We start from the raw sequence: 20530 nt of genomic DNA, 5'->3' as shown, positions 1-20530 counted from the left end.
GCCTGCCTGGTAGTCCTCGAACGCCTTGGTGAGCTCGTCAAACGCGGACGAGCCCCGTCCATACCCGGACCGGACTCGTCCTCGTGTGGTCCCAGCGAGCCCTACAGCCCGCCCTCAGACATCCCGTGCACGGCCGGGATCGTGCCCAGCCGCCCTTTCTGGAAGTCCTCGAACGCCTGCTGAAGCTCTTCCCTGGTGTTCATGACGAACGGTCCGTAATGTGCCATCGGCTCTCGGATCGGCTGGCCGCCAAGGAGGACGACCTCCAGATTCGGCGTATGCGAGTCCTGCTTCTCGTCCGCGCGGACGGTCAGCGAGGAGCCCGCGCCGAAGACGGCGGTCTGGCCCAGCTGGATCGGCCGGTGCTCGGCACCGACCGCGCCCTTGCCCGCAAGGACGTACACGAGGCCGTTGAAGTCCTCACGCCACGGCAGCGTGATCTCCGCGCCCGGCGCCAGCGTCGCGTGCACCATCGTGATCGGCGTGTGCGTGATGCCGGGACCCTTGTGGCCGTCCAGCTCACCGGCGATCACACGCAGCAGCGCGCCGCCGTCCGGGGTTGTCAGCAGCTGCACGTTGCCGCCGCGGATGTCCTGGTAGCGCGGCGCCATCATCTTGTCCTTAGCAGGCAGGTTCACCCACAGCTGCAGGCCGTGGAAGAGACCGCCGGACATGACGAGCGCCTCCGGTGGGGCCTCGATGTGCAGCAGGCCCGAGCCCGCGGTCATCCACTGGGTGTCGCCGTTGGTGATGGTGCCGCCGCCACCGTTGGAGTCCTGGTGGTCGAAGATCCCGTCGATGATGTACGTGACGGTCTCGAAGCCACGGTGCGGATGCCAGGGGGTCCCTTTCGGCTCCCCAGGCTGATAGTCCACCTCACCCATCTGATCCATCATGATGAACGGGTCCAGATGCCGATAGTTGATCCCCGCGAACGCCCGGCGAACGGGGAAACCCTCACCTTCGAAGCCACTCGGCGCAGTCGTCACGGCCAGAACGGGGCGAGCCACGGCATCCACCGATGCGGCCACGCGCGGCAGGGTCAAGGGGTTATCGACAGTTACAGCAGGCATGGGTCCGACTCTCCTCTGGATGGAATTTTCCGCAGGTCAGCGAGCATCCGTCGGGATGCTCCCCCAATTGACAGAGTCCTTGGACTCACCCGGCGCGTAATCTACCTCGCCCATTTGGTCCATCATGATGAACGGGTCGAGATACTGGGACTTGATCGTCGCCAGAGCCCTCCGGACCGGGAAGCCCTCTCCATCGAATCCGCTGGGTGCGGTGGTGATGGTCAGCACCTCGCGCTCCCGCACCGCGTCGAGCGGCTGGGGCAGGCGGGGCAGGGTCAGTGGGTTCCCTACGGTCACGGCTGGCATCTTGGATCCTTCCTACGATGTTCGCCGGTGATAACTCAGTTGATGTTTCAACTATTCCATGATTCGGGGCCGCGGCGTCGAAAGTGCCGCGGCCCCGGAAGTGACCGGCTGTCCGGTGGAATCGTCAGCCGGCCGGATCCGATCGAACCGCGGAGGATCCGGCCGGCCCCGGCCGGTGTGGACGCGGTGATCCGGGCAGGGCACGGACCCGGCCGGGTGGACGCGACGATCCGGCCGGGCGTGGACTCAGCCCGACGTGGCCAGCGTGAACGCGCCCCGGCTCAGCGAGATGAGCTCCCCGACGGCCGTCCTCTCGTCGATCGCGCTCTGGGGGTTGTTGGTCAGCGCGGTGACGACGTAGGTCTTCTCCTTCGCGGAGCGGGCGCGGAAGGACAGGTCCAGGACCCCGAGCTCGGAGCCGCCCTTGGCCCAGACGACCGGCCATTTCCTGGGGTCGAGCTTGAGTCCGAGGTCGTCGGCCGACATCGCCTCGTGCAGCGGCTTGCTGTTCAGCGTGGCCAGCCCGGCGTAGGCGCGGCAGACGTCGCGGGGCGAGCCGAACCACTCCAGCCTGTCGATCTCACGAGGCCTGTCCCAGGGCCTGATGTCCGTCAGGGCCTGCTTGGCGACCGTGTTCTTGAGGTAGGCCGCCTTCTTGGCCGGGCGCAGGGCCAGATAGGCGTTGGCCTGTCCGGGGTAGTTGACGCCCTTGAGCAGGAAGAGCTCGCGCGTGGTGAGGAAGGGGACGTTCTGCTTGGCGTGGCCCGACCACCGGCGCACCGTGGACTCGACGGCCCCGCGTCCGACCGTGTGGATGAGGAGGTCGGTGGCGGTGTTGTCGCTGATCGAGATCATCAGCTTGGCCGCCTCGCGGACCGTGACGGTGCTGTTGTCCGGCCGCTCCGCCAGGCCGCCCTCGCCCGTGCTCCTCCACTCGGGTCTGATCGTGAGCTTGGTGTTCCAGCTCAGCCTGTCGTCGCGGATCTTCTCGGCCACGGCGCCCATCACGTAGAGCTTGAAGATCGAGCCCAGGGGCTGCGCCCTGTCCGGGTTCACCGCGTGGACGACCTCGCAGCGGCCCCGGGAGTCGATCTCGGCCGCGAGGAAGCCCACCTGGGGGGCGGCCTTGCGGAGCCGGGTGTCAAGCTGCTTCCAGCTCGTGGGGGAGGCGGGGATGGGCGGCGCGGGGGGCGTCGCCCCGATCAGGTTGATCTTCCCTGCCGCGTCCACGCGGAGCTGGAGGACGAACTTCTGGCTGCCGATCGCCCCCGTGCCCACCAGGGCCGTCGGTGTCACCGTGGTCAGCTCCTCCAGCTGGAACCCGGTCGCGTTCTTGAGAAACGCGTTGAAGCCGTCGACCGTCAGGGCCTGGAGATACGCGGCGTTCACGTGCTCGCCGAGCTCGCTCTCCGTCAGAGGCGCACGGCTCGGCGCGTCGAGGAACCAGCGGAGCTGCCGGCCGGCCGGGCTGTCGGGGATCTCCGGGGCGACGGTGACCACCTGGGCCGTGGACGCCGTCGCAGGCTGTCCGCCACCCGCGAGCGAGGTGAAGGGGACGGCCGCCGTGACGACGGCGAGGGTCAGGAAGCGCGTCGATCGGAACGGTAACCGCACGAAAGGCTCCTATCTCGGATGACGTGTGTCTCGGGTGTCGGGCCGCCTCCCGGCGGCCTTGATCCGAAACTAGGACGGGCCATGGCGCCGCACCATCCGGCGGACCTCCGTCTTCCGGGGTGCGGCGAACCACACCGACTGTGCGGACAACCTCATGGACGGCGGCCCGTCCGGTAGGTCACCCTGCCTTCCATGAACTCCACCGCCCCGGCCCGCGCGCTCGCCGCCTCGATGGCCGGGGCGGCGGCGGCCGGGATCGTCGCGGGTGAGGTGCTGTCGGCCGGTTGGCCCCTGCCGATCACCGAGTGGTTGTTCGGCGCGGCGTGCATGCTCCTGCCCGCGGTCGGCTGGCTCATCGCGGTCAGGCGGCCCGACAACGTCTACGGCTGGCTGTTGCTGGCCTCCGCCGTCTGCCTGGGCCTCGGAGGCCTCGGGGTGGGTCTCCTGGTGAGGAACGACGCCGGTGAGGGGTTCATACCCGTCCTCGGAGCCCTGCTGGCGTCTCTGTACACGATTTTCTACGGCCTGACCTGGGTCTTCGTCCCCCTGCTGTTCCCTGACGGGCATCTGCCCTCGCGGGGCTGGCGCGCGGGCGTCTGGATCGCCGCGGCGTCGATCACCGCCCACTGTCTGGGCGTGCTCCTGGCCCCGGACGAGGTCTGGGCCGGCGCCTTCCCCGATGGCGGTGGCAACCCGCTGGGACTCGGCGGGATGGCCGGTCTGCTCGCGGCGTTCGTGGCCGGGACGGGACAGCTTGTCACCTTCCTGGTGGGGCTGTCGGTGCTCGTCTCCCTGATCCGCCGCTGGTGGCGCAGCACCTCCACCGAGCGCAGCCGGCTCCGCTGGATGGTCGCGGGTTCCGGGGTCACCCTGGGGGGATTCGTGCTGACGCTGTTCCTGGCGGGGGAGAGCGAGACGGCGCGCTGGGCCGGTGTCATCGTCGCCATGGCCACGCTGCCCGCCGTGATCGTGGTGGCCGTGTTCCGGCACAACCTGCTCGACCTCCGGGTGGGGATCAGGGGCTCGAAGTTCTTCCTGGTCTTCGACCTCCGGCCGACGGTGGACGAGCTCCTGACGGAGCTCGGCCCGGGGTTGGAGGAGGCCGAGCCGGTGGAGCAGCTGGGCAGGCTGGCGGGGGCCGTACGGGCGGGGCTGGAGACGCGGTGGGCGGCCGTCGCGCTCGCGGACGGCACGCGGGTGGTGGCGGGGCGGGAGGAGGGTGTGGCCGTGCTCACCGTTCCGGCCGGGCTGGGACACATCGCGTGCGGCCCCAGGACGGCCGGGCGCTTCACCGCCGAGGACCGGAGGCTGCTCGACGCGCTGGCGGTGCCGATCGGGCTGGCGATCCAGAACGCGGGGCTGGTGACCCGGCTGGTCAACGCGCAGGAGGCCGAACGCCGGCGGATCGAGCGCAACATCCACGACGGGGCACAGCAGCAGCTCGTCGCGCTGATCGCCGGGCTGGAGCTGGCCCGCGCGACCGGCGGAGGGGCCGACAGCCTGGCGCTCCTGCGCGAGCAGGCCCGCCAGACCCTCAACGACCTGCGGGAGCTGGCGGCCGGCATCCACCCGTCCGTGCTCAGCCAGGGCGGCCTGGTGGAGGCGGTCGAGGAACGCTGCTCACGCCTGCCGGTGGCCACGACGGTGGCGGCCGACCCGGACCTGCGCGCACGGCGCTTCCCCGACCAGGTCGAGGGCGCGCTGTACTTCACGGTGAGCGAGGCGATCGCCAACGCGCTCAAGCACGCCGCGGCCTCCCGGATCGAGGTGCGGCTGACGCAGTCCGCCGGCCGGCTCCAGGCGGTCGTCCTAGACGACGGGAGAGGCTTCGACCTGGACGCGACCGGTCGCCGGGGGCTGGGCGCGCTGGCCGACCGGATGACCGCCCTCGGCGGCGGGCTGGACGTGTCGGGCGGACCGGGCGAGGGCACGCGGGTGCGCGCCTGGGTGCCCACGCTCGGCTGAACGGGACGGGAGACCGTACGGTCAGCCAAAGACGGCGGGCGGCGGGACGGGACGGGACGGGACGGGAGACCGTACGGTCAGCCGAAGACGGCGGGCGGCGGGACGGGGATGATCACGGCGTCGCCGTCGTTCAGCGGCCGGGCCCCGGCGATGAACTTGACGAGTTCGTCGCCGTACACGCATCGGGCCTGGGTGAGGCCGCCCGCGGCCTTCCTGGTCAGGCCGGCGAAGGGGAGATCGAGGTGGGAGGCGGCGACGATGAGGTTGCCGAAGCGGCGTCCCCGCATGACGCCGGGCTCGGCGAGCAGGGCGACCTGGGGAAAGGTGCCCCGGATGGTGGCGAGCATCCGGCGGGCGAAGGCCAGGCCCTTGCCGTCGGCGATGTTGACCAGAAGGGTGCCGTCCGGGCGCAGGACGCGGGCGGCGTCACCCATGTATTCGGAGGTGGCCAGGTCGAGCGGCATCGCGGCGCCGCTGAAGGCGTCCAGCACGATCAGGTCGGCCGAGTCGTCCTGGAGCCCGGCGGTGGCCGTACGGCCGTCGAGGATCTTGACCTTGAGCCGGGGCACCGACTTGAGCCGGAGCTGGTCTCTGACGAGCTGGACGAGGTCCCCGTCCGGCTCGGCGACGATCTGCCGGGATCCGGGGCGGGTCGCCGCGACGTAGCGGGGCAGGGTGCAGGCGCAGCCGCCCACGTGCACGGCGTCCAGCGGGCCCTCGCCGAGAAGGTCGATCACGACGGCCATCAGCTGGACGTATTCGAAGTCGAGGTAGGTGGCGTCGTCCAGGTCCACGTAGGACTGCGGGACGCCGTCCTTGGAGATCACCCAGCCGGAGGAACGGTCCAGGTCCTGTAGAAGGTCGACCTCGCCGAAGGTGACCGGATAACGGCCCGGCATCGGCCCCTTCAATTCCCGCCTGACCATCAGATTTGAGCCTCTTTCGTCTGATATACACCCGGGGAGAAATCCATGGGAGAAACCGTATGCGTAGTCGAGCGGTCCTCGTGCTCATCATCGTCGTGCTCCTTGTCAGCGGGGCGGGCGTCTACGTTCTGGTACGGCCCACCGGGCCGGAACCGGGCTCTCCGGCGGCGGCCGGTCCCGAGGAGACGGCCGAGGCCTACCTGAGTGCCTGGCAGGACAGCGACATCTCCACGATGAGCCGCCTGGTCGCCGACGCCCCCTCCGACTTCGTCGAGCGGCACCTCGCCTTCAGCCGCGATCTGGACATCGAGTCGCTCACGCTCACCCCCGGCACGCTGAAGCGGCAGGGCGAGCGGGCGGAGCTGCCGTTCCAGGGAGTCAGGGGGATCAAGGACCTCGGGAACTGGGCGTTCGCCTCGACGCTGCGCCTGGCCCTGCGGGACGGCAGGTGGAAGGTGCTCTGGACGCCGGAGACGCTGCACCCGGCGCTCAAGGACGGCGGGCGGCTCCGGTTCAGGGAGGTTCCGGCGCCGGGGGTCGAGCTGGTCACCCGTTCCGGCGTGCGGTTCCCGCGCGACAGCGGGGCCGAGGACTATCTCGGCGGGCTCAACGCCGACGTGGGGGCGACCGAGAGCGGCTACGTCCTGGAAGCCGTCGCGGCGGACGGGAGGACCGAGGAGTTGGTGACGTTCCCGCCGCCGAACGCCAAGCAGATCAAGACCACCTTCTCCCGGCCGATCCAGGCCGCGGCGGCCCGCGCGCTGGACGGCGTGGACAGGCCGGCGGCGATCGTGGCGATCCAGGCCGACACCGGCCAGGTGCTCGCGGTCGCCGACCGGCTGGGCGGGGAGGGCGCCTTCCGCGGCTACTACCCCCCGGGCTCGACGTTCAAGGTGATCACCGCCGCCGCCCTGCTCTCCGCCGGCCTGAGCGCGGACTCACCGGTACGGTGCCCCGCGACCTACACCCCTCCGAACGGCCAGTCGATCCGGAACGCCGGAGGGGACGCCGCCCCCGGAACCATCACGTTGGCCGGCGCCTTCGCGGTCTCCTGCAACACGACCTTCGTCGAGCAGTCGATCCTGAGGCTCTCGGCCGGCGGCCTGGTGAAAGCCGCCGAGCTGTTCGGATTCAACCAGGACATCAAGGGCCCGGGGGTCTGCGGCAGGATCGAACCCCACGGAGACGTCGACGACCTCCGCTCCGACGCCATCGGCCAGAACTCGGTGGTGGCCAGCCCGCTCTGCATGGCCCTGGCCGCGGCGGCCGTACAGAACGGATCCTGGCACCAGCCGTCCATGATGAAACGTGCCGCGGAGCCGGAGGACACGGTCGCCCTGCCGCCCGGGGTGGCCGCGGGCCTGCGCACGATGATGCGGGAGGTCGTGTCGAGCGGCACCGCCTCCTCCGCCAACCTTCCCGCCGGTACGGCGGGCAAGACGGGGACCGCCGAGGTGAACGGGCAGGAGACGCACGCCTGGTTCATCGGCTACCGGGGAAAGCTGGCCTTCGCCGTCTTTGTGAAGAACGGCGGAAGCGGCGCGCAGGCGGCCGTCCCCATCGCCGCGCGCTTCCTGCGGGCGCTCTAGCCCTCTGGCTTTCGCGCGCGGCCACGCCCGGAGGTCGCCGGCCACGCCGACCCGTTCCGGAGCAGGACGCCGTCCCCCTCCGGGAAGCCGTCACCGGCCACGCGAGCGCCTCCCGGAGCCCGAACTCGTCCCTTCCTCCCGGAAGCCGTCACCGGCCACACAGGCGCGTCCCGGAGCCGAACGTGCTTCCTCCCGTCCGGGAAGCCCGGTGTCCGTGTATGGCAGATCACAACCTACGGTGACGTAACTTACGGTACCGTAGGTTTATGACCACGATCGGCACCGAAAGACTCGCCCTCCCGGAGCCCATCAAGCCTCGCCTCCGCGGCTGGCTGCATGCCGCGGCCCTTCCCCTCGCGCTCGTCGCGGGGTTCGTCCTCGTCGCGCTGGGGCCCGTCCCGCAGGCACGGCTGGCCGCCGCGATCTACGCGATCACCTCGGGCCTGCTCTTCGGCGTCTCGGCCACCTATCACCGCGGCACGCTCTCCCCGCGCCTCGCGGAGGTGCTGCGCCGCCTCGACCACGCCAACATCTACCTGATCATCGCGGGCACCTACACCCCGTTCGCGCTGCTCGCCCTGGACGGGCCGGCCAGTGCGGTGGTGCTCGGGGTGATCTGGACCGGCGCGATCGCCGGGGTGCTGTTCCGGGTGCTGTGGATCGGCGCGCCCCGCTGGCTGTCGACCGCGCTCTACATCGGCCTCGGCTGGACGGCCGTCTTCGTGCTGCCCCAACTGGTGGAGGGCGCGGGAGCGGTCGCGGTGGTTCTGCTCCTGGCGGGCGGGCTGCTCTACACGGCGGGCGGAGTCGTGTACGGCCTGCGCCGCCCCGACCCCTCTCCGCGCTGGTTCGGCTTCCACGAGGTCTTCCACGCCTTCACCGTCGCCGCCTACGTGGCCCAGTACGTCGCGGTGTCCCTGGTGGTGTACGCGGCGACGTAGTGCGCCGACGGGGCCGGTCGGCTCGCGACGCGTCCGAGACGGCGCGCCGCGAGCTCCGGGAAGGTCCGCGCGCACCACGTCCGGGACGGCGCCGCGAGCTCCGGCCGGACGGCGACGCGTCCGGGGTGGCGCGTCGCGAGCTCAGGTCCGGTCAGACGGCGACGCGTTCGAGGCGGCGCATCGCGAGTTCCGCGAGGAGCGCGGCGCCGTCGGGAAGCACCGCGTTGTCGAACGATGCCTCCGGGGCGTGGTTGTAGGCGGCCTTGCCCGGATCGGCGTCCGCCGGGCACGCGCCGAGCGCCACGAACGCCGAAGGCACCTGGTCGCAGACGAAGGAGAAGTCCTCCGAGCCGGTGAACGGCTGGGGGGCCGTGAGGAACCGGTGCTCGCCGTACACCTCGCGGACGGTCGAGCCCACGAAGTCGGCCTCGGTGGGGTTGTTGACCGTGACCGGGTAGTTCACGTCGTAGTCGGCGTCCACCTCCAGCCCGTGGGCCGCCGCGATGCCCTTCACCAGGGTCACCGCCCGCTCCTGGATCCGCGCGTGCGCGGCGGCGGAGAACGACCGGATCGTCGCCTCGAACCGGGCCTCCTCCGGGATGATGTTGTCGGCGGTGCCCGCGTGGAAACTCCCGACGGTGACGACCACCGGGTCGAACACGTCGAACCCCCGCGTCACCATGGTCTGCAGCGCGGTGACCATCTCGCAGGCGGCGGGGATCGGGTCGTTGGCGCGGTGCGGCGACGAGCCGTGTCCGCCGGCGCCGCGCACGGTCACGATGAGCTTGTCGGCGGCGGCCATCATCGGCCCGCCCTTGGTGACGAACATTCCCTGGGGAATCACCGAGCTGATCACGTGCAGGGCGTAGGCCGCGACCGGGCGCTCGCCCGTCGCGTCCAGTAGGCCCTCGTCAATCATGATCTTCGCGCCGCCCTGACCCTCCTCGCCCGGCTGGAACATGAAGAGCACGTTTCCGGCGAGCCGGTCACGCCTGGCCGCCAGCAGATGTGCCGCCCCGGTCAGCATGGTGGTGTGCAGATCGTGGCCGCACGCGTGCATCCGGCCGTCCACCTGCGAGGTGACCGCCGCGCCGCTGCGCTCGGAGACCGGCAGGGCGTCCATGTCGCCCCGGAGCAGCACGGTCGGACCCGGCTGGGAGCCTCGCAGCACCGCGGTGATCGAGCTCAGCCCGTCGCCGAGCCGTACCTCCAGGGGGAGACCGGCGAGCGCCTCCAGCACCTTCTCCTGGGTGCGCGGCAGGTCGAGACCCAGCTCGGGCTCCCGGTGCAGGGCGTGACGGAGGCGGACAAGCTCGTCCCGCATGTCGATGGCGGACTCGTGAAGGGACACCGGGCATCCTCCTGGCGATCTAACGGCTATATGTCCTGAAACGGACGGTAGCTCTGATTTAACCGAATTGTGGTCTCAGAGTGGTGATCTTCCGGAAAGGAATCGAGCACATGGGGAGGGAACATGGAAGAGCTGGCTCATACCTGGTGGGTGTACCTGATTCGTGGCGTGTGCGCGATCCTGTTCGGTCTGGTGGCGATCGTCTGGCCGGGCATCACGCTCTTCGTCCTGGTCGCCGTCTTCGGCGCGTACGCCATCGTCAACGGCATCTTCGAGCTGTTCAGCTCGGGCAGGGGAGGTTCTCGGGGCTGGACGATCTTTTCTGGCGTCGGCAGCATCCTGATCGGTCTTCTGGTCCTGTTCTGGCCGGGGATCACCGCGCTCATCCTGCTGCTTCTCATCGCGACCTGGGCCGTTGTCGTCGGCATCCTGGAGGTCGTCGCGGCGATCATGCTCCGCAGGGCCGTGGAGGGAGAGTGGATGTTCATCATCAGCGGCGTGCTGGCGGTGCTGTTCGGCATCCTGCTGTTCCTCTGGCCCGCCACGGGCGCGCTGGCCATCGCCTGGCTCATCGGCGCCATGGCGCTCGTGTACGGGATCTCCCTGCTGGCACTGGCGTTCAGGGTGAGGGGAATCGGTTCCTACGGCCCTTCGGGAAGACCTCATCCCGCTTGACGGCCGGATAATCTTCACAGAGACCGGGATGTCTGCGTAAGATTTCCGTATAGACGCGTCATGAACGGGGGATCATCTGTTCAGGTCAACGTGGAGGGGACATGGATGTACACGGCTGTCTCGCTCGTCATCTGCTCGTCGACGGTTACCGGCTGGTGCTGGACCTCGAACGGAGCAGGGGCTCCCGGCTCGTCGACGCCCGCACCGGCCGGAGCTACCTGGACTTCTACACCTTCTTCGCCTCGGCGCCCCTGGGCGTGAACCCGTTCGACGATGATCCGGACTTCCTGGCCATGCTCGGCAGGATCGCCGCGAACAAGCCCGCCAACTCCGATCTCTACACCAGCCACCTCGCCGACTTCATCGAGACGTTCACCCGTGTCCTCGGCGACCCCGAGCTGCCGCACCTGTTTTTTGTGGAAGGCGGTGCGCTCGCCGTGGAGAACGCGCTGAAGTGCGCCTTCGACTGGAAGAGCCGCCACAACGAGGCGAACGGGCGATCCCCGGAGCTGGGCACCAAGGTGCTCCACCTCACCCGCGCCTTCCACGGGCGCAGCGGCTACACCCTCTCGCTGACCAACACCGACCCGGTCAAGACCGACCGTTTCCCGAAGTTCGACTGGCCTCGGATCGAGGTGCCGGGGATCCACCTCGGTGACGTCGAGGCGGCCGAGGAGCGGGCCCTGGCCCAGGCACGGGCGGCTTTCGAGCGGCACCCGCACGACATCGCCTGCTTCATCGCCGAACCCATCCAGGGCGAGGGCGGCGACAACCACCTGCGAGCCGAGTTCCTGCTGGCGATGGAGCGGCTCTGCCACGAGCACGACGCGCTCCTGGTCATGGACGAGGTGCAGACCGGAGCCGGGATCACCGGCACTCCCTGGGCGTACCAGCAGCTGGGCGTGCGCCCCGACATCGTGGCCTTCGCGAAGAAGGTCCAGGTGGGTGGGATCATGGCGGGCCGCAGGGTCGACCTGGTGCCCGACAACGTGTTCCAGGTCAGCGGCAGGATCAACTCGACCTGGGGCGGCGGGCTGGTCGACATGGTCCGCTCCCGGCGGATGCTGGAGATCGTGGAGCGCGACGGCCTGATCCCGCGTGCCGGGGAGCTCGGCGGCGAGCTTCTCACCGCGCTGCTGAAGGTCCAGGCGCGCTTCCCCGACCTGGTCGAGAACGCCCGCGGGCGCGGGCTGATGTGCGCCTTCGACCTGCCGGACCCGGCGGAGCGCGATCTCCTGGTGGCCTCCCTCAGGGAGAACGAGGGGGTGCTCGTCCTGCCGTGTGGCGAGCGGTCGGTGCGGCTCCGTCCGGCGCTCTCGGTCACTCCTGACGAGCTGGGAGAGGGCGTGTCCGCCATCGACCGGGCCCTGGAGTCCTTCAGGGACGTGCGACTGTCGGCCTAGCGGCCCGGTGCCCGCCTGCCGGCCCGAGGTTCGCCGGTCGGCCCGGAGGTCACCCGGCGGCCAGGAGGCCGTCTGCCGGCCGGGAGGAGCCTGCCCGCCTGGAGCTCATCTCTCGGCCGGGAGGCCGCCTTTCGGCCTGGAACCTGCTGGAACCTGTCAGCTGGGAAGTCGTCTCTCGGCCGGGAAGCGCGGCGGCTCCTCGTGGGCGGCTCGCTCCAGCCAGAGGCCGATCGCGGTGACCCGCGAGTCCACGCCGAGTTTGGCGTATATCCGGTTTACGTGGTTCTTCACGGTTTTTTCGCTGAGAAATAGGTGCTGGGCGATCTGCCCGTTGGAGCGACCCGTCGCGATCAGTTCCATGACCTCGGTCTCGCGCCTGCTCAAGCCCGTCACGACTCTGGGTTCGGCGTCGAACGGGGCATCGTCGACTCTCATCCGGCCTCCGTGGCAGCCAACACGGTCAGGTCGCCGATACCCCCGGTCTTACGGCGTAGCGATAGCAGCGAGCATAACCCGCTATATCCATTTTTGGTGGCAAGTGGATGGTCCGGAAAAACAGAACGGCCGATCCCGTAGGACCGGCCGTTCTTCTGGGGTGAGTGACGGGACTTGAACCCGCGACATCTAGGACCACAACCTAGCGCTCTACCAGCTGAGCTACACCCACCATGTCTGCCGCAGCAGCACATGAAAAAGCATAGCGGTTTCTGGGAGTCGTTTCGCACCGGGTTTCCGGCGGAGGCTCAGGGGGTGCGGGTGGAAACGCTCTCCGCCAGCTCCCGGGCGGTCGCGGAATCGGGTCCTGGCTGGGCCACGAAGACCGCCGCGCGGTAGTAGCGCAGCTCCCTGATGCTCTCGGTGATGTCGGCCAGAGCCCGATGTCCACCTTGTTTCTCGGGCGAGGCGAAGTAGACCCGGGGGTACCACCGCCGGGCCAACTCCTTCACCGAGGAGACATCGATCATCCGGTAATGCAGGAACGCGTCCACGGCAGGCATGTCACGGGAGATGAACGACCTGTCGGTGGAGATGGAGTTGCCGCACAGCGGAGCCTTCTTGGGCTCCCGGATATGGCTCTTGATGTATTCGATCACCATGGTCTCGGCCTCGGCCAGCGTGACGCCGCCACCCAGCACGTCCAGCAGGCCGGAGGCCGTGTGCATCTCCCGCACCACCTCCGACATCTGCTCAATCGACTCGGGCGGAGGCTTGATGACCACGTCCACACCCTCGTCAAGCTGGTTCAGCTCGCCGTCGGTGACCACGCAGGCCACCTCGACGAGCGCATCACGGCCAAGGTCGAGCCCGGTCATCTCGCAATCGATCCAGACCAGCAGATCACTCATAGCCTTCAGGGTAGTACTCCCTTCAGGAGAGCTTGAGCGACTCGACAACTCGGTTGGCCACCGACACGTCGAGATTGTCCGGCACGGACAGGTAGACCAGCGCCGGAGGGGCGGAGGCTCCCCGGTCCACGATCACGAAAGCGGCTCGCTCCTTCTTCCACTTCCAGCCGTTGGCCTCGGACTCCTTGGAGAAGTCCAGATCGACCATGAGCAGCCAGGCGTCCTTGCCGCTCACCTTGATGGCCTTGTCCTGGACGGTCTTCCGCAGATGCTCGGGGCTGTAGTAGACCGGCTCGACGGCTTTCAGCAACGTCGCCGCGGTCGCCTGCATGCTGTCGACCCCGCCGTAGGGCAGTCCCTCGGGAAGCCCGCCGGTGAAGATGTTGCCGAGCCAGTTGCCGCCCTTGCCGTCGAAGTCGTTCTGGGAGACCGCGACGGCCGCGGTGTTCCACGTCAACGAGAGCGGGTCGGGGGCGACGCTCGTGGGCACCTGCCAGGGTGAGCCGGGAAACGCGTAGGACAGGCCGGTCTCGGGGTCCTGTACGCGTCCGTCCCGCGGCTGGGGCAGCGGGGGAGCGCTGTTCTGCTGATCCGGGATGGACGGCGGGATCGTCGTCTCGGGCTGCGGCTCGGAGCTCGGCTCCTGCGTCGTCGAGGGCGGCGGGGTGACATCGCTCGCGGTGGGCGTGGAATCGGGGTTCATCAGGAACATCGCGGCGACCACGATGACGACGATCAGAGCCACCACTCCGCTGCCGCCCAGGATCCACGGCAACGGGCTCTTCTTGCGTGGCGGCGGGCCCGACGGATACCCGAACGCGGGAGCGGGCATCTGCATCGTGTTGCCGCTGGACGGCGCGCCCCAGTGCGGCTGATCCATGCGGGCGCCCTCCGGCGCCGGAATGGTCTGCTGGCCCCACTGCCCCGTGCCTTCCCGAGGCTCGGACGGCGGTCCGGCGGGCCCGCCGGATCCGAAAGAATCAGCAGGGCGGGTAGGGCTGGAGTGAAGCTCCGCCGAGCGAGGCCCTGCCGGCTGGGACGAAGATCCGGTCTGCGGCGCCTGGGACACGGGCTGCCCGGCGGGGGCGTCCCCGGGATGCGTGGCGTCGGTCCACTGACTCCCGTCCCACCAGCGCAACTGTGGCGAGCCGTAGGGGTCGGGGTACCAGCCGGGTGGGGTCTGCGTGGTCATGGCCGCCAGAGTAGTAAGAACCGCTTAGCAGTGCATTGTTGACCTTGTGCCCCACTCATGAACATTTGTAGGTAAAAGTCGCCTTGTCCTGGAGCTTCTTACCGTCGGGGAGCGGAGAGATCACCTGCAACGTGGCGGTCCCCTTGAAACTTCCCTCGCCCTTGACCGTCCACTCCAGACTCACCTCGTGCGAGGTCTCCCCGGCCACGAGCTGGTCGGTCTGGGAGATCGGGGCCTTGCGGTCGCTCCGCTTCCACTGGTAGCGAACCTCTCCGGCCGAGCCGTTGGTGGAGAGCACGCCCAAGATTTTGACGGTCGTGTCGCACTTCTGCGCCGCCTTGGGGGCGATCACGTCCACCTTGGTCACCGCCAGAGGCACCGACGAGCCACGGAACAGCCAGATCGCCAGCCCGGCCACGATCATCAGCGCGAGGATCACCGAGGCGAGTATCGTGCGGGCCCGCCGCTGCCTGGGTGGAGCCCCGCCGCTCCGGAGCCCGGCCGCGGGCAGCTCGGTCCGCTGCTGGTCCCGGCCGGCCCGCCAGATCTGGGCGGCCGTGGTGTCCACCGGCACCCCCGGGCCGAACCGCATGATCACGTCTTCGGTGGGAGGCTCGCCGGCCCTCGGATCCTTCAGCAGGGTGACGATGTCTCCCTCGTCCGGCATGACCGGCATCCGCGCCGGCTGCCCGACCTGGGTGGGCATGTCGCGTTCTGCCCGCCGACGCAGGATCTCCATCAGCCTGTCGCGGGTGACGAACCCCGGCGGCAGCTGATCACGCCCCAAGAGCAGGGTGTCGCGAGCCGGGGTGAGTCCGAGGGTGGAGGCCGTGGCCGCCGCTCGTTCGAGCAGGGCGGCCGATCGGGGATCGGCCGCGGCCCAGCTGGCGGCCAGGCCCCGCGCGAGCGAGGCCCAGGCCGTCACGTCCCGCTCGGGAGCGGGAGGCCGCCCGAGCAGCGCGTCGGCCAGCCCCCGTTCGGCGAGCAGAGCCGAGCCGTCCGGGGCGATCGCCACGGTGCCGGGATGCAGCGCCCCGTGGGCGAGCCCGGCGGCGTGTATGGCCAGCAGCGTCTGCGCGATCTCCACGAGGATGGTGGCCGCGCTGCCCGCGTCGGGTCGCGGGATCCCGGGTTCGTCGGCCAGCAGATCGGCCACGTTCGGGCTGACCGGTTCGGCGGTGAGCAGCCAGACCTCGTCCTGGGCCGTGATCAGATCGGCGATCGGGACCAGCCCGGTCAGGCCGCTCTGGGCCAGCCTGCGGTCCGCGACCACGGCCGCGACCAGCCGGTCACGGGTCGCGCGATCGGTGATCAGTCGTGGATCGAACCTGAGCGCGGTCCCGGGTCGTCCGTCGGCCGAGACAGCCGACGACCAGGTGCCCAGATCGTCGGCCCAGGTGCGGCCGGCCAGCCGGAATCCGGCGATGTTCGCCCCGTCGGTGCTCATGATCGTGCTCGTTCAGCCATTTACTGCCATCTCTACTGTGGGCCGACCACGCCGCTCTACCGGGGGTCGACTGCGCCGCGTGTCACCGTCAGTGTCAACGGAACGGCGTCGTTCGTCATCAGCTTGAGGGTGAGGAGTGCCGGGGCGGCCGTCCCGATGCCGAGCGAAGCGATGATCCCTTTCCGGGGGGTTCCTTCCGAGGACTCGGGGGCGTTCTGCTCCGGCGGGTTTTCCACGCCGCGGGGAGTGGTCTGCGGCGGCGAGGGGTTCTCCTCGGTCGGGGTGTTGGTCGGTCGCGGAGGCCTCGTGGGCCGTGGCGGCGGTACCGGCCGAGTGGGGGCGACCGTCGGCGGCGGAGTCGCCGGTGGGGTCGTCGCCGGGCGGGTCGAGGGAGCGGCCGGGACGCCGATGTCGGAGATGTCCACGCCGGAGGGGGTCGGCGAAGGTTTCACGGGGGGTTTCGTCGGTTTGACCGGTGGCTTCTTGGTCGGTTTGACCGGTGGTTTCTTGGTGGGTTTCACCGGCGGTTTGGGGTTCGGAAGCGGATTGCCGGTGGGCGGCGCCGGCGGAGGGCCGGCCACGGTGGGTGCCGCGGTGGGTGTCGGTTCGGGCGTTTCCTCGGCCGGCTCCTCCGTGGGCTCCTCGGTGGGCTCGGCGGTGTCCTCGGCCGGGATGATCGTCTCCACCGGCTCCGAGGGGGACGGTTCCTGCGTGGTGGTCGTGCCCTGCGTCTGGATTTCGGTGACGTCACCGGCGTTGACCAGCACCGCGGTCACGCCGCTGATCGCCGCGACGAATCCGAGGCCGACCAGGACCTTGACCCCCAGCTTGCCGCCCAGGGACGTTCCCCCGTTACCACTTCGGCTCCGGTTCCGGCTCCAGCGCCGGCCTCCGCCTTCACCGAGGTCCGTCTGGGCCAGGGAGGTGTTGGCGACTCCCGAAGCCGGCGCCTGCCCCAGGGGGAACAGCGAGGCCAGGAGCAGAGCGACCCCGGCCAGGCGGCGACGGCCGCGCTCCTGCCACTCCGGCCCGTAGGCATCGGCGGCGACGGCCTCCAGTTCGGTGAGGAAGGCGGCGGCGGTCGGCGGCCGGTCGGCCGGGTCCTTGGCCAGGCCCCGCTCCACCAGCCCCTGCAGGGGTGGTGGCACCTCCTCGATGGGCGGTGGCGTGACCTGGTGCTGCCGGGCCAGCGCGGCGATGTTCGTGGCGCGGAAGGGCCGGGCGCCGGTCAGGCACTCGAAGAACACGACGGTGGCGGCGTAGACATCGGTCGACGGCCCGGCGGGACCTCCCAGCCACTGCTCGGGCGCCATGTAGGGCGGCGTGCCGGCCGGGGCTTCACCGTCGCCGGCGCGGACCGCGATGCCGAAGTCGACGAGCTTGCTCATGCCGCTCGCGTCGACCATCACGTTCTCCGGCTTGAAGTCGCGGTGCACGACTCCGGCCGTGTGCGCGGTGGCCAGCCCCAGCAGGGAGCCCTTGAGCACGACCAGCGCGGCCTCCGGGCCGGTCGGCCCTTCGGAGCGCAGGAGCGCGCGCAGGGCGACACCGTCCACCAGTTCCATGACGATGGCCGAGCCCTCGCCGGTTTCGACGTAGTCGTACAACTGGACGGAATGAGGGCTGTCCAGGGTGTTGAGCACCCGCGCCTCTTGCCGGAAACGTGCCACGAACGCGACATCGTTGCGGAGTTCGTCGGACAGGTACTTGATCGCCACCAGGACGCCGTCGGCGTCGTGCCGTGCCATCACCACGGAGCCGCCGGCGCCGGCGCCCAACTCGCGGATTTCGGTGTATCCGGGGATTCGCCAACTTGACGACGTGCCGTGCATAACCGTCTCCTCAGTTGCCTGGGCCCCCACCCATAACAGACGAACCGTAGCTTAGCGATAGACGATCGTGTTCTCGTTATCAATCACGAAACAGCCCACAAAGCCAGAGTGATCAGTCCCTGTCCTGCGATATCGCGGTCAGGAGGTGCGTTCCGTGGACGTCTTGACCGTGTCCTTCGATGACGGCGGCGCGGGGGCGGCAGGGATCGTACGGGCGACCGTCGCCTTCGGCTCCGTCTGCACCGTGCGGGTCGTCGCCGGCCTCGGCTTGACCGTGCGGGTCGCGGTGGGCTTCGGCTCAGGTCTGGCCGTGCGGGTCACCGTCGGCTTCGGTGTCGGTCTGGCCGTGCGGGTCGCCGTTGGTTTCGGTGTCGGTCTGGCCGTGCGGGTCGCCGTTGGTTTCGGCGTCGGTTTGACGGTGCGGGTGGCCGTGGGCTTCGGTGTCGGTTTGGGACACGCGGGAGTCCTGCCGTTCGCGCCGCTTGAGCCTCCGGACGGATCGCCGGTCGCCATGACGCTCCAGGTCGACCCGCAGGCCACCTTCGCGAAGGCGAACCTGACCGTCCGCGTGTAGCTGGTAGCCCCGGACAGGGGCACGACGGCCTGCTGTACCGCCTGACCTGCCTGGAAGACCACGCTCAGGCGCACCTGCCGGGTGTTCGCGGTGTCCACGGAGACCGAGACCACTCCGGTGCCCCGCGCGTTGAGATTGGCCCGCAGCACGTCCACCCGGCGCACCTCCGGCTTCGGAGGCTTGGGCGTGGGGGACGGTTCGGGGGATTTCGAGGGGAGCGGGGTGGGGGTCTTGGCCGGAGGCTTCGGCGACGGGGAGACCGACGGGGAGGCCGGTGGCGAGACCGAGGGGGAAGGGGAAGAGGACGGGGAGGAGGCCTGGGAGGACGGCGGTTCCCCGGACGGTCCGGCCGCGGTGGACTCGGAGGGCCCGGAGAACTCGGAAGGTGACTCCGGCGGTGACACGGAGGAATCCGGCGAGGCGGAGACCGGAGGGGACGTCGAGGGGGTCGGCAGGGAAAGGGGCGCCAGGGCCGCCGCCTCGGGGGACGGCTCCGCGGCGACGATATTGATCTTCTGGGCCTGCGGTGACCGGTCGCCGGCCAGCGCGTACACACCGAGGCCGCCCGCGATCACCACCAGTCCCGCCCCCACCGCGACCCCCGTGGTCCTCGTGCGCAGCGTGCCGAGCACCGTCTGGAACAGCGTGGTCCCGGCCGCCGGGCCGGGAGGATCGTTGAGCCGGAACAGCAGGGGGAGCAGCGCCGCCAGCGCGGCCAGTTTGCGGCGTCCGCGCTCCTCCCAGTCCTCGCCGTACCCCGCGACGGCCGCGGTCTCCAGCTCGGCCACGAACCCGGCGGCGGTGGACGGCCGGTCCGCCGGGTCTTTTGCCATGCCCCTGGCGATCAGCGTCCGGACCGCCTCGGGCGCCTCCTCCACCGGGATCGGCGCGTTCTGGTGCTGGTACATCAGCACGGCCCGCTCGGTCGCCCGGTACGGCCGGTGCCCGGTCAGGCACTCGAAGAAGACGGTGGTCGCCGCGTAGACGTCCGTGGCGGGAGACGCGGGACCGCCCGTCCACTGCTCGGGCGCCATGTAGGGCGGGGTGCCCGCGGGCCGGTCGATCTCTCCCGCCTGTACGGCGATGCCGAAGTCGACCAGCTTGCTGGTGCCGTCCGCCTGGACGAGCACGTTCTCCGGCTTGTAGTCCCGGTGCACCAGCCCGGTGTGATGGGCGGCCGCCAGCCCCGTGAGCGAGCCCTTGAGCACGGCCAGGGCCGCCTCGGGTCCGGTCGAGCCGTGTTCGCGGAGCAGTTCCCGTAGAGAGACGGCGTCGACGGCCTCCATGACGATGGCGGCGCCCCCGGCCATCTCGACGTATTCGTAGAGCTGCACCACGTTGTCGTCCGCCAGCTCGACCAGGAGCCTGGCCTCGGATCGGAACCGGGCGAGGAAATCCGCGTCGTCCCTGAGCTGCTCGGCCAGGTATTTGATGGCGACCCGGGCGCCCGAGTCGTCGTGCCGGGCGAGCACGACCCGGCCACCGCCGCCCGCGCCGAGCTCGCGCAGCTCGGTGTATCCGGGGAGGTTCCATTCGATGGACGTCATGTGCCGCACTCCAGCGTTCCGGGTCCCGGGCGAGGGGCTTCGCTAGGAAGACGTGTGGCACCTGAGGCCGGTTTGCCGGGGAGGGCTTACCGAATGGGCATGATTCGCGAAGTGATGTGTTTGGGGACGTCCAGGTCCATGGTCATCGCCGGGTCGGCTTCGGGAACGCCCCAGGCCGAGTGGAGCGGCAGGACTCCGGCCCAGATCGGCAGGGCGTAGTCCTCCTCGTCGTCGAGCGGCGGGCCCTGCCGTACCTTCACCGACGCCTCGGCCAGGGAGAGGGCGAGCACGGAGGTCGCGGCGAGTTCCTTGCGGGTCGGCTCCCGCGCGGCGTCCCACTGACCGGGGGCGAGCTGCTCGGTGATCGCGCGCAGGCCCGCCAGGCGCTCCTCGTCCTCCTCCACCGGGCGGAGAGGGCCGTAGATCATGGCGGAGCGGTAGTTGAGCGAATGGTGGAAGACCGAGCGGGCCAGCACGACGCCGTCCAGATGGGTCACCGTGACGCAGACGTCGCCGGTGCCCCGCAGGGAGGTGGCGCCGGTGGAGCCGTGCAGGTAGAGGGTGTCTCCGATCCGGCCGTAGCCGGTGGGGACGACCATCGGGGCTCCGTCGACCACGACGCCCAGATGGCAGACCAGCCCGGCGTCCAGCACCGCGTACAGGTCCTCGCGGTCGGTGAGACCTCGATGCTTCGAGCGGCCGAGGGTGGTGCGGGGAGTCGTGGAGAGCATGGCTCTAACCTAGAAAAA

Annotated in this window: 17 protein-coding genes and 1 tRNA gene; 5 read left to right on the top strand and 13 right to left on the bottom strand. The window is 70.0% G+C overall.

The annotated features are described in order from the left end of the window. Nucleotides 1-101: 101 nt before the first annotated feature. The 3 genes from CHC08_RS04560 to CHC08_RS04550 all read right to left on the bottom strand — a co-directional run bounded on the left by CHC08_RS04560 (nucleotide 102) and on the right by CHC08_RS04550 (nucleotide 2993). Entirely contained in the window at nucleotides 102-989 is an 888-nt protein-coding gene (locus CHC08_RS04560; RefSeq protein ID WP_245878121.1) for a pirin family protein, read from the bottom strand. Nucleotides 990-1109: 120 nt separating this feature from the next. After that, nucleotides 1110-1379: a hypothetical protein gene (locus CHC08_RS04555; protein WP_218825120.1), complete on the bottom strand. Its 270-nt coding sequence runs from the start codon at nucleotides 1377-1379 to the stop codon at nucleotides 1110-1112. A gap of 246 nt (nucleotides 1380-1625) precedes the next feature. Beyond that, nucleotides 1626-2993 carry a serine hydrolase gene (locus tag CHC08_RS04550; protein WP_089205879.1) on the bottom strand — a complete coding sequence of 456 codons (1368 nt, stop codon included), beginning with the start codon at nucleotides 2991-2993 and terminating at the stop codon, nucleotides 1626-1628. Nucleotides 2994-3185: 192 nt separating this feature from the next. Between CHC08_RS04550 and CHC08_RS04545 the strand changes: the two genes are divergently transcribed. Next, nucleotides 3186-4958, top strand: coding sequence for a sensor histidine kinase (locus tag CHC08_RS04545; RefSeq protein WP_089205878.1), 1773 nt, complete (start codon nucleotides 3186-3188; stop codon nucleotides 4956-4958). Nucleotides 4959-5035: 77 nt separating this feature from the next. Here CHC08_RS04545 and CHC08_RS04540 read toward each other — a convergent pair whose 3' ends face one another. Then, complete coding sequence (locus CHC08_RS04540) at nucleotides 5036-5857, bottom strand: spermidine synthase (RefSeq protein ID WP_089205877.1); 822 nt, start codon at nucleotides 5855-5857, stop codon at nucleotides 5036-5038. A gap of 86 nt (nucleotides 5858-5943) precedes the next feature. Between CHC08_RS04540 and CHC08_RS04535 the strand changes: the two genes are divergently transcribed. Both CHC08_RS04535 and trhA read left to right on the top strand, forming a co-directional pair. Further along, entirely contained in the window at nucleotides 5944-7473 is a 1530-nt protein-coding gene (locus CHC08_RS04535) for a penicillin-binding transpeptidase domain-containing protein (protein WP_089205876.1), read from the top strand. Nucleotides 7474-7739: 266 nt separating this feature from the next. After that, nucleotides 7740-8414 (top strand): PAQR family membrane homeostasis protein TrhA, encoded by a 675-nt coding sequence (trhA, locus tag CHC08_RS04530; protein ID WP_089205875.1) that lies wholly within the window; start codon nucleotides 7740-7742, stop codon nucleotides 8412-8414. A 151-nt stretch (nucleotides 8415-8565) separates the two neighbouring features. Here the strand turns inward: trhA and CHC08_RS04525 are convergent, their stop codons facing one another. Then, a complete protein-coding gene (locus tag CHC08_RS04525; protein WP_089205874.1) occupies nucleotides 8566-9765 on the bottom strand; it encodes a M20 metallopeptidase family protein in 1200 nt (399 codons plus the stop codon). A gap of 123 nt (nucleotides 9766-9888) precedes the next feature. Here CHC08_RS04525 and CHC08_RS04520 point away from each other — a divergent pair, with 123 nt between their 5' ends. Together CHC08_RS04520 and lat are read left to right on the top strand one after the other, a co-directional pair. Continuing rightward, entirely contained in the window at nucleotides 9889-10440 is a 552-nt protein-coding gene (locus CHC08_RS04520) for an HdeD family acid-resistance protein (protein WP_089205873.1), read from the top strand. A 101-nt stretch (nucleotides 10441-10541) separates the two neighbouring features. Next, nucleotides 10542-11843: an L-lysine 6-transaminase gene (gene lat / locus CHC08_RS04515; RefSeq protein WP_089205872.1), complete on the top strand. Its 1302-nt coding sequence runs from the start codon at nucleotides 10542-10544 to the stop codon at nucleotides 11841-11843. Between the two features lie 156 nt (nucleotides 11844-11999). On the opposite strand, the gene CHC08_RS04510 is transcribed toward lat, so the two are convergent. From CHC08_RS04510 to CHC08_RS04475, 8 genes are all read right to left on the bottom strand, one after another. Beyond that, on the bottom strand, nucleotides 12000-12278 hold the full coding sequence (locus CHC08_RS04510; protein WP_089205871.1) for a helix-turn-helix domain-containing protein: 279 nt from the start codon (nucleotides 12276-12278) through the stop codon (nucleotides 12000-12002). 156 nt (nucleotides 12279-12434) lie between these two features. Then, nucleotides 12435-12510, bottom strand: a tRNA-His gene (locus tag CHC08_RS04505). 76 nt (nucleotides 12511-12586) lie between these two features. Next, the gene (orn, locus tag CHC08_RS04500; RefSeq protein WP_089205870.1) at nucleotides 12587-13189 is read right to left on the bottom strand and encodes an oligoribonuclease; all 603 of its coding nucleotides are present in this window, start codon (nucleotides 13187-13189) and stop codon (nucleotides 12587-12589) included. A 22-nt stretch (nucleotides 13190-13211) separates the two neighbouring features. Continuing rightward, the gene (locus tag CHC08_RS04495; RefSeq protein WP_089205869.1) at nucleotides 13212-14381 is read right to left on the bottom strand and encodes a DUF2510 domain-containing protein; all 1170 of its coding nucleotides are present in this window, start codon (nucleotides 14379-14381) and stop codon (nucleotides 13212-13214) included. 55 nt (nucleotides 14382-14436) lie between these two features. Further along, nucleotides 14437-15828 carry a protein kinase family protein gene (locus CHC08_RS04490; RefSeq protein WP_089205868.1) on the bottom strand — a complete coding sequence of 464 codons (1392 nt, stop codon included), beginning with the start codon at nucleotides 15826-15828 and terminating at the stop codon, nucleotides 14437-14439. A gap of 56 nt (nucleotides 15829-15884) precedes the next feature. Beyond that, nucleotides 15885-17660 carry a serine/threonine-protein kinase gene (locus tag CHC08_RS04485; RefSeq protein WP_089205867.1) on the bottom strand — a complete coding sequence of 592 codons (1776 nt, stop codon included), beginning with the start codon at nucleotides 17658-17660 and terminating at the stop codon, nucleotides 15885-15887. Nucleotides 17661-17798: 138 nt separating this feature from the next. Beyond that, entirely contained in the window at nucleotides 17799-19781 is a 1983-nt protein-coding gene (locus CHC08_RS04480; protein WP_089205866.1) for a serine/threonine protein kinase, read from the bottom strand. Nucleotides 19782-19867: 86 nt separating this feature from the next. Continuing rightward, entirely contained in the window at nucleotides 19868-20512 is a 645-nt protein-coding gene (locus CHC08_RS04475; RefSeq protein ID WP_089205865.1) for a pyridoxamine 5'-phosphate oxidase family protein, read from the bottom strand. Nucleotides 20513-20530: the final 18 nt, after the last annotated feature.

The organism is Streptosporangium subroseum (genome assembly GCF_900188345.1).
GTDB classification, from domain to species: Bacteria; Actinomycetota; Actinomycetes; order Streptosporangiales; family Streptosporangiaceae; genus Streptosporangium; species Streptosporangium subroseum.
Note: the sequence above shows the minus strand (reverse complement) of the source record. Positions and strands in the feature narration are given on the sequence as shown.

Excerpts from the sequence above, each read along its gene's own strand:
- CHC08_RS04495 (WP_089205869.1), bottom strand. The coding sequence starts at position 14,381 with ATGACCACGCAGACCCCACCCGGCTGGTACCCCGACCCCTACGGCTCG.
- CHC08_RS04540 (WP_089205877.1), bottom strand. The coding sequence starts at position 5,857 with ATGCCGGGCCGTTATCCGGTCACCTTCGGCGAGGTCGACCTTCTACAG.
- CHC08_RS04490 (WP_089205868.1), bottom strand. The coding sequence starts at position 15,828 with ATGAGCACCGACGGGGCGAACATCGCCGGATTCCGGCTGGCCGGCCGC.
- CHC08_RS04545 (WP_089205878.1), top strand. The coding sequence starts at position 3,186 with ATGAACTCCACCGCCCCGGCCCGCGCGCTCGCCGCCTCGATGGCCGGG.
- CHC08_RS04535 (WP_089205876.1), top strand. The coding sequence starts at position 5,944 with ATGCGTAGTCGAGCGGTCCTCGTGCTCATCATCGTCGTGCTCCTTGTC.
- orn (WP_089205870.1), bottom strand. The coding sequence starts at position 13,189 with ATGAGTGATCTGCTGGTCTGGATCGATTGCGAGATGACCGGGCTCGAC.
- CHC08_RS04485 (WP_089205867.1), bottom strand. The coding sequence starts at position 17,660 with ATGCACGGCACGTCGTCAAGTTGGCGAATCCCCGGATACACCGAAATC.
- CHC08_RS04555 (WP_218825120.1), bottom strand. The coding sequence starts at position 1,379 with ATGCCAGCCGTGACCGTAGGGAACCCACTGACCCTGCCCCGCCTGCCC.
- CHC08_RS04475 (WP_089205865.1), bottom strand. The coding sequence starts at position 20,512 with ATGCTCTCCACGACTCCCCGCACCACCCTCGGCCGCTCGAAGCATCGA.
- CHC08_RS04510 (WP_089205871.1), bottom strand. The coding sequence starts at position 12,278 with ATGAGAGTCGACGATGCCCCGTTCGACGCCGAACCCAGAGTCGTGACG.
- trhA (WP_089205875.1), top strand. The coding sequence starts at position 7,740 with ATGACCACGATCGGCACCGAAAGACTCGCCCTCCCGGAGCCCATCAAG.
- lat (WP_089205872.1), top strand. The coding sequence starts at position 10,542 with ATGGATGTACACGGCTGTCTCGCTCGTCATCTGCTCGTCGACGGTTAC.
- CHC08_RS04520 (WP_089205873.1), top strand. The coding sequence starts at position 9,889 with ATGGAAGAGCTGGCTCATACCTGGTGGGTGTACCTGATTCGTGGCGTG.
- CHC08_RS04480 (WP_089205866.1), bottom strand. The coding sequence starts at position 19,781 with ATGACGTCCATCGAATGGAACCTCCCCGGATACACCGAGCTGCGCGAG.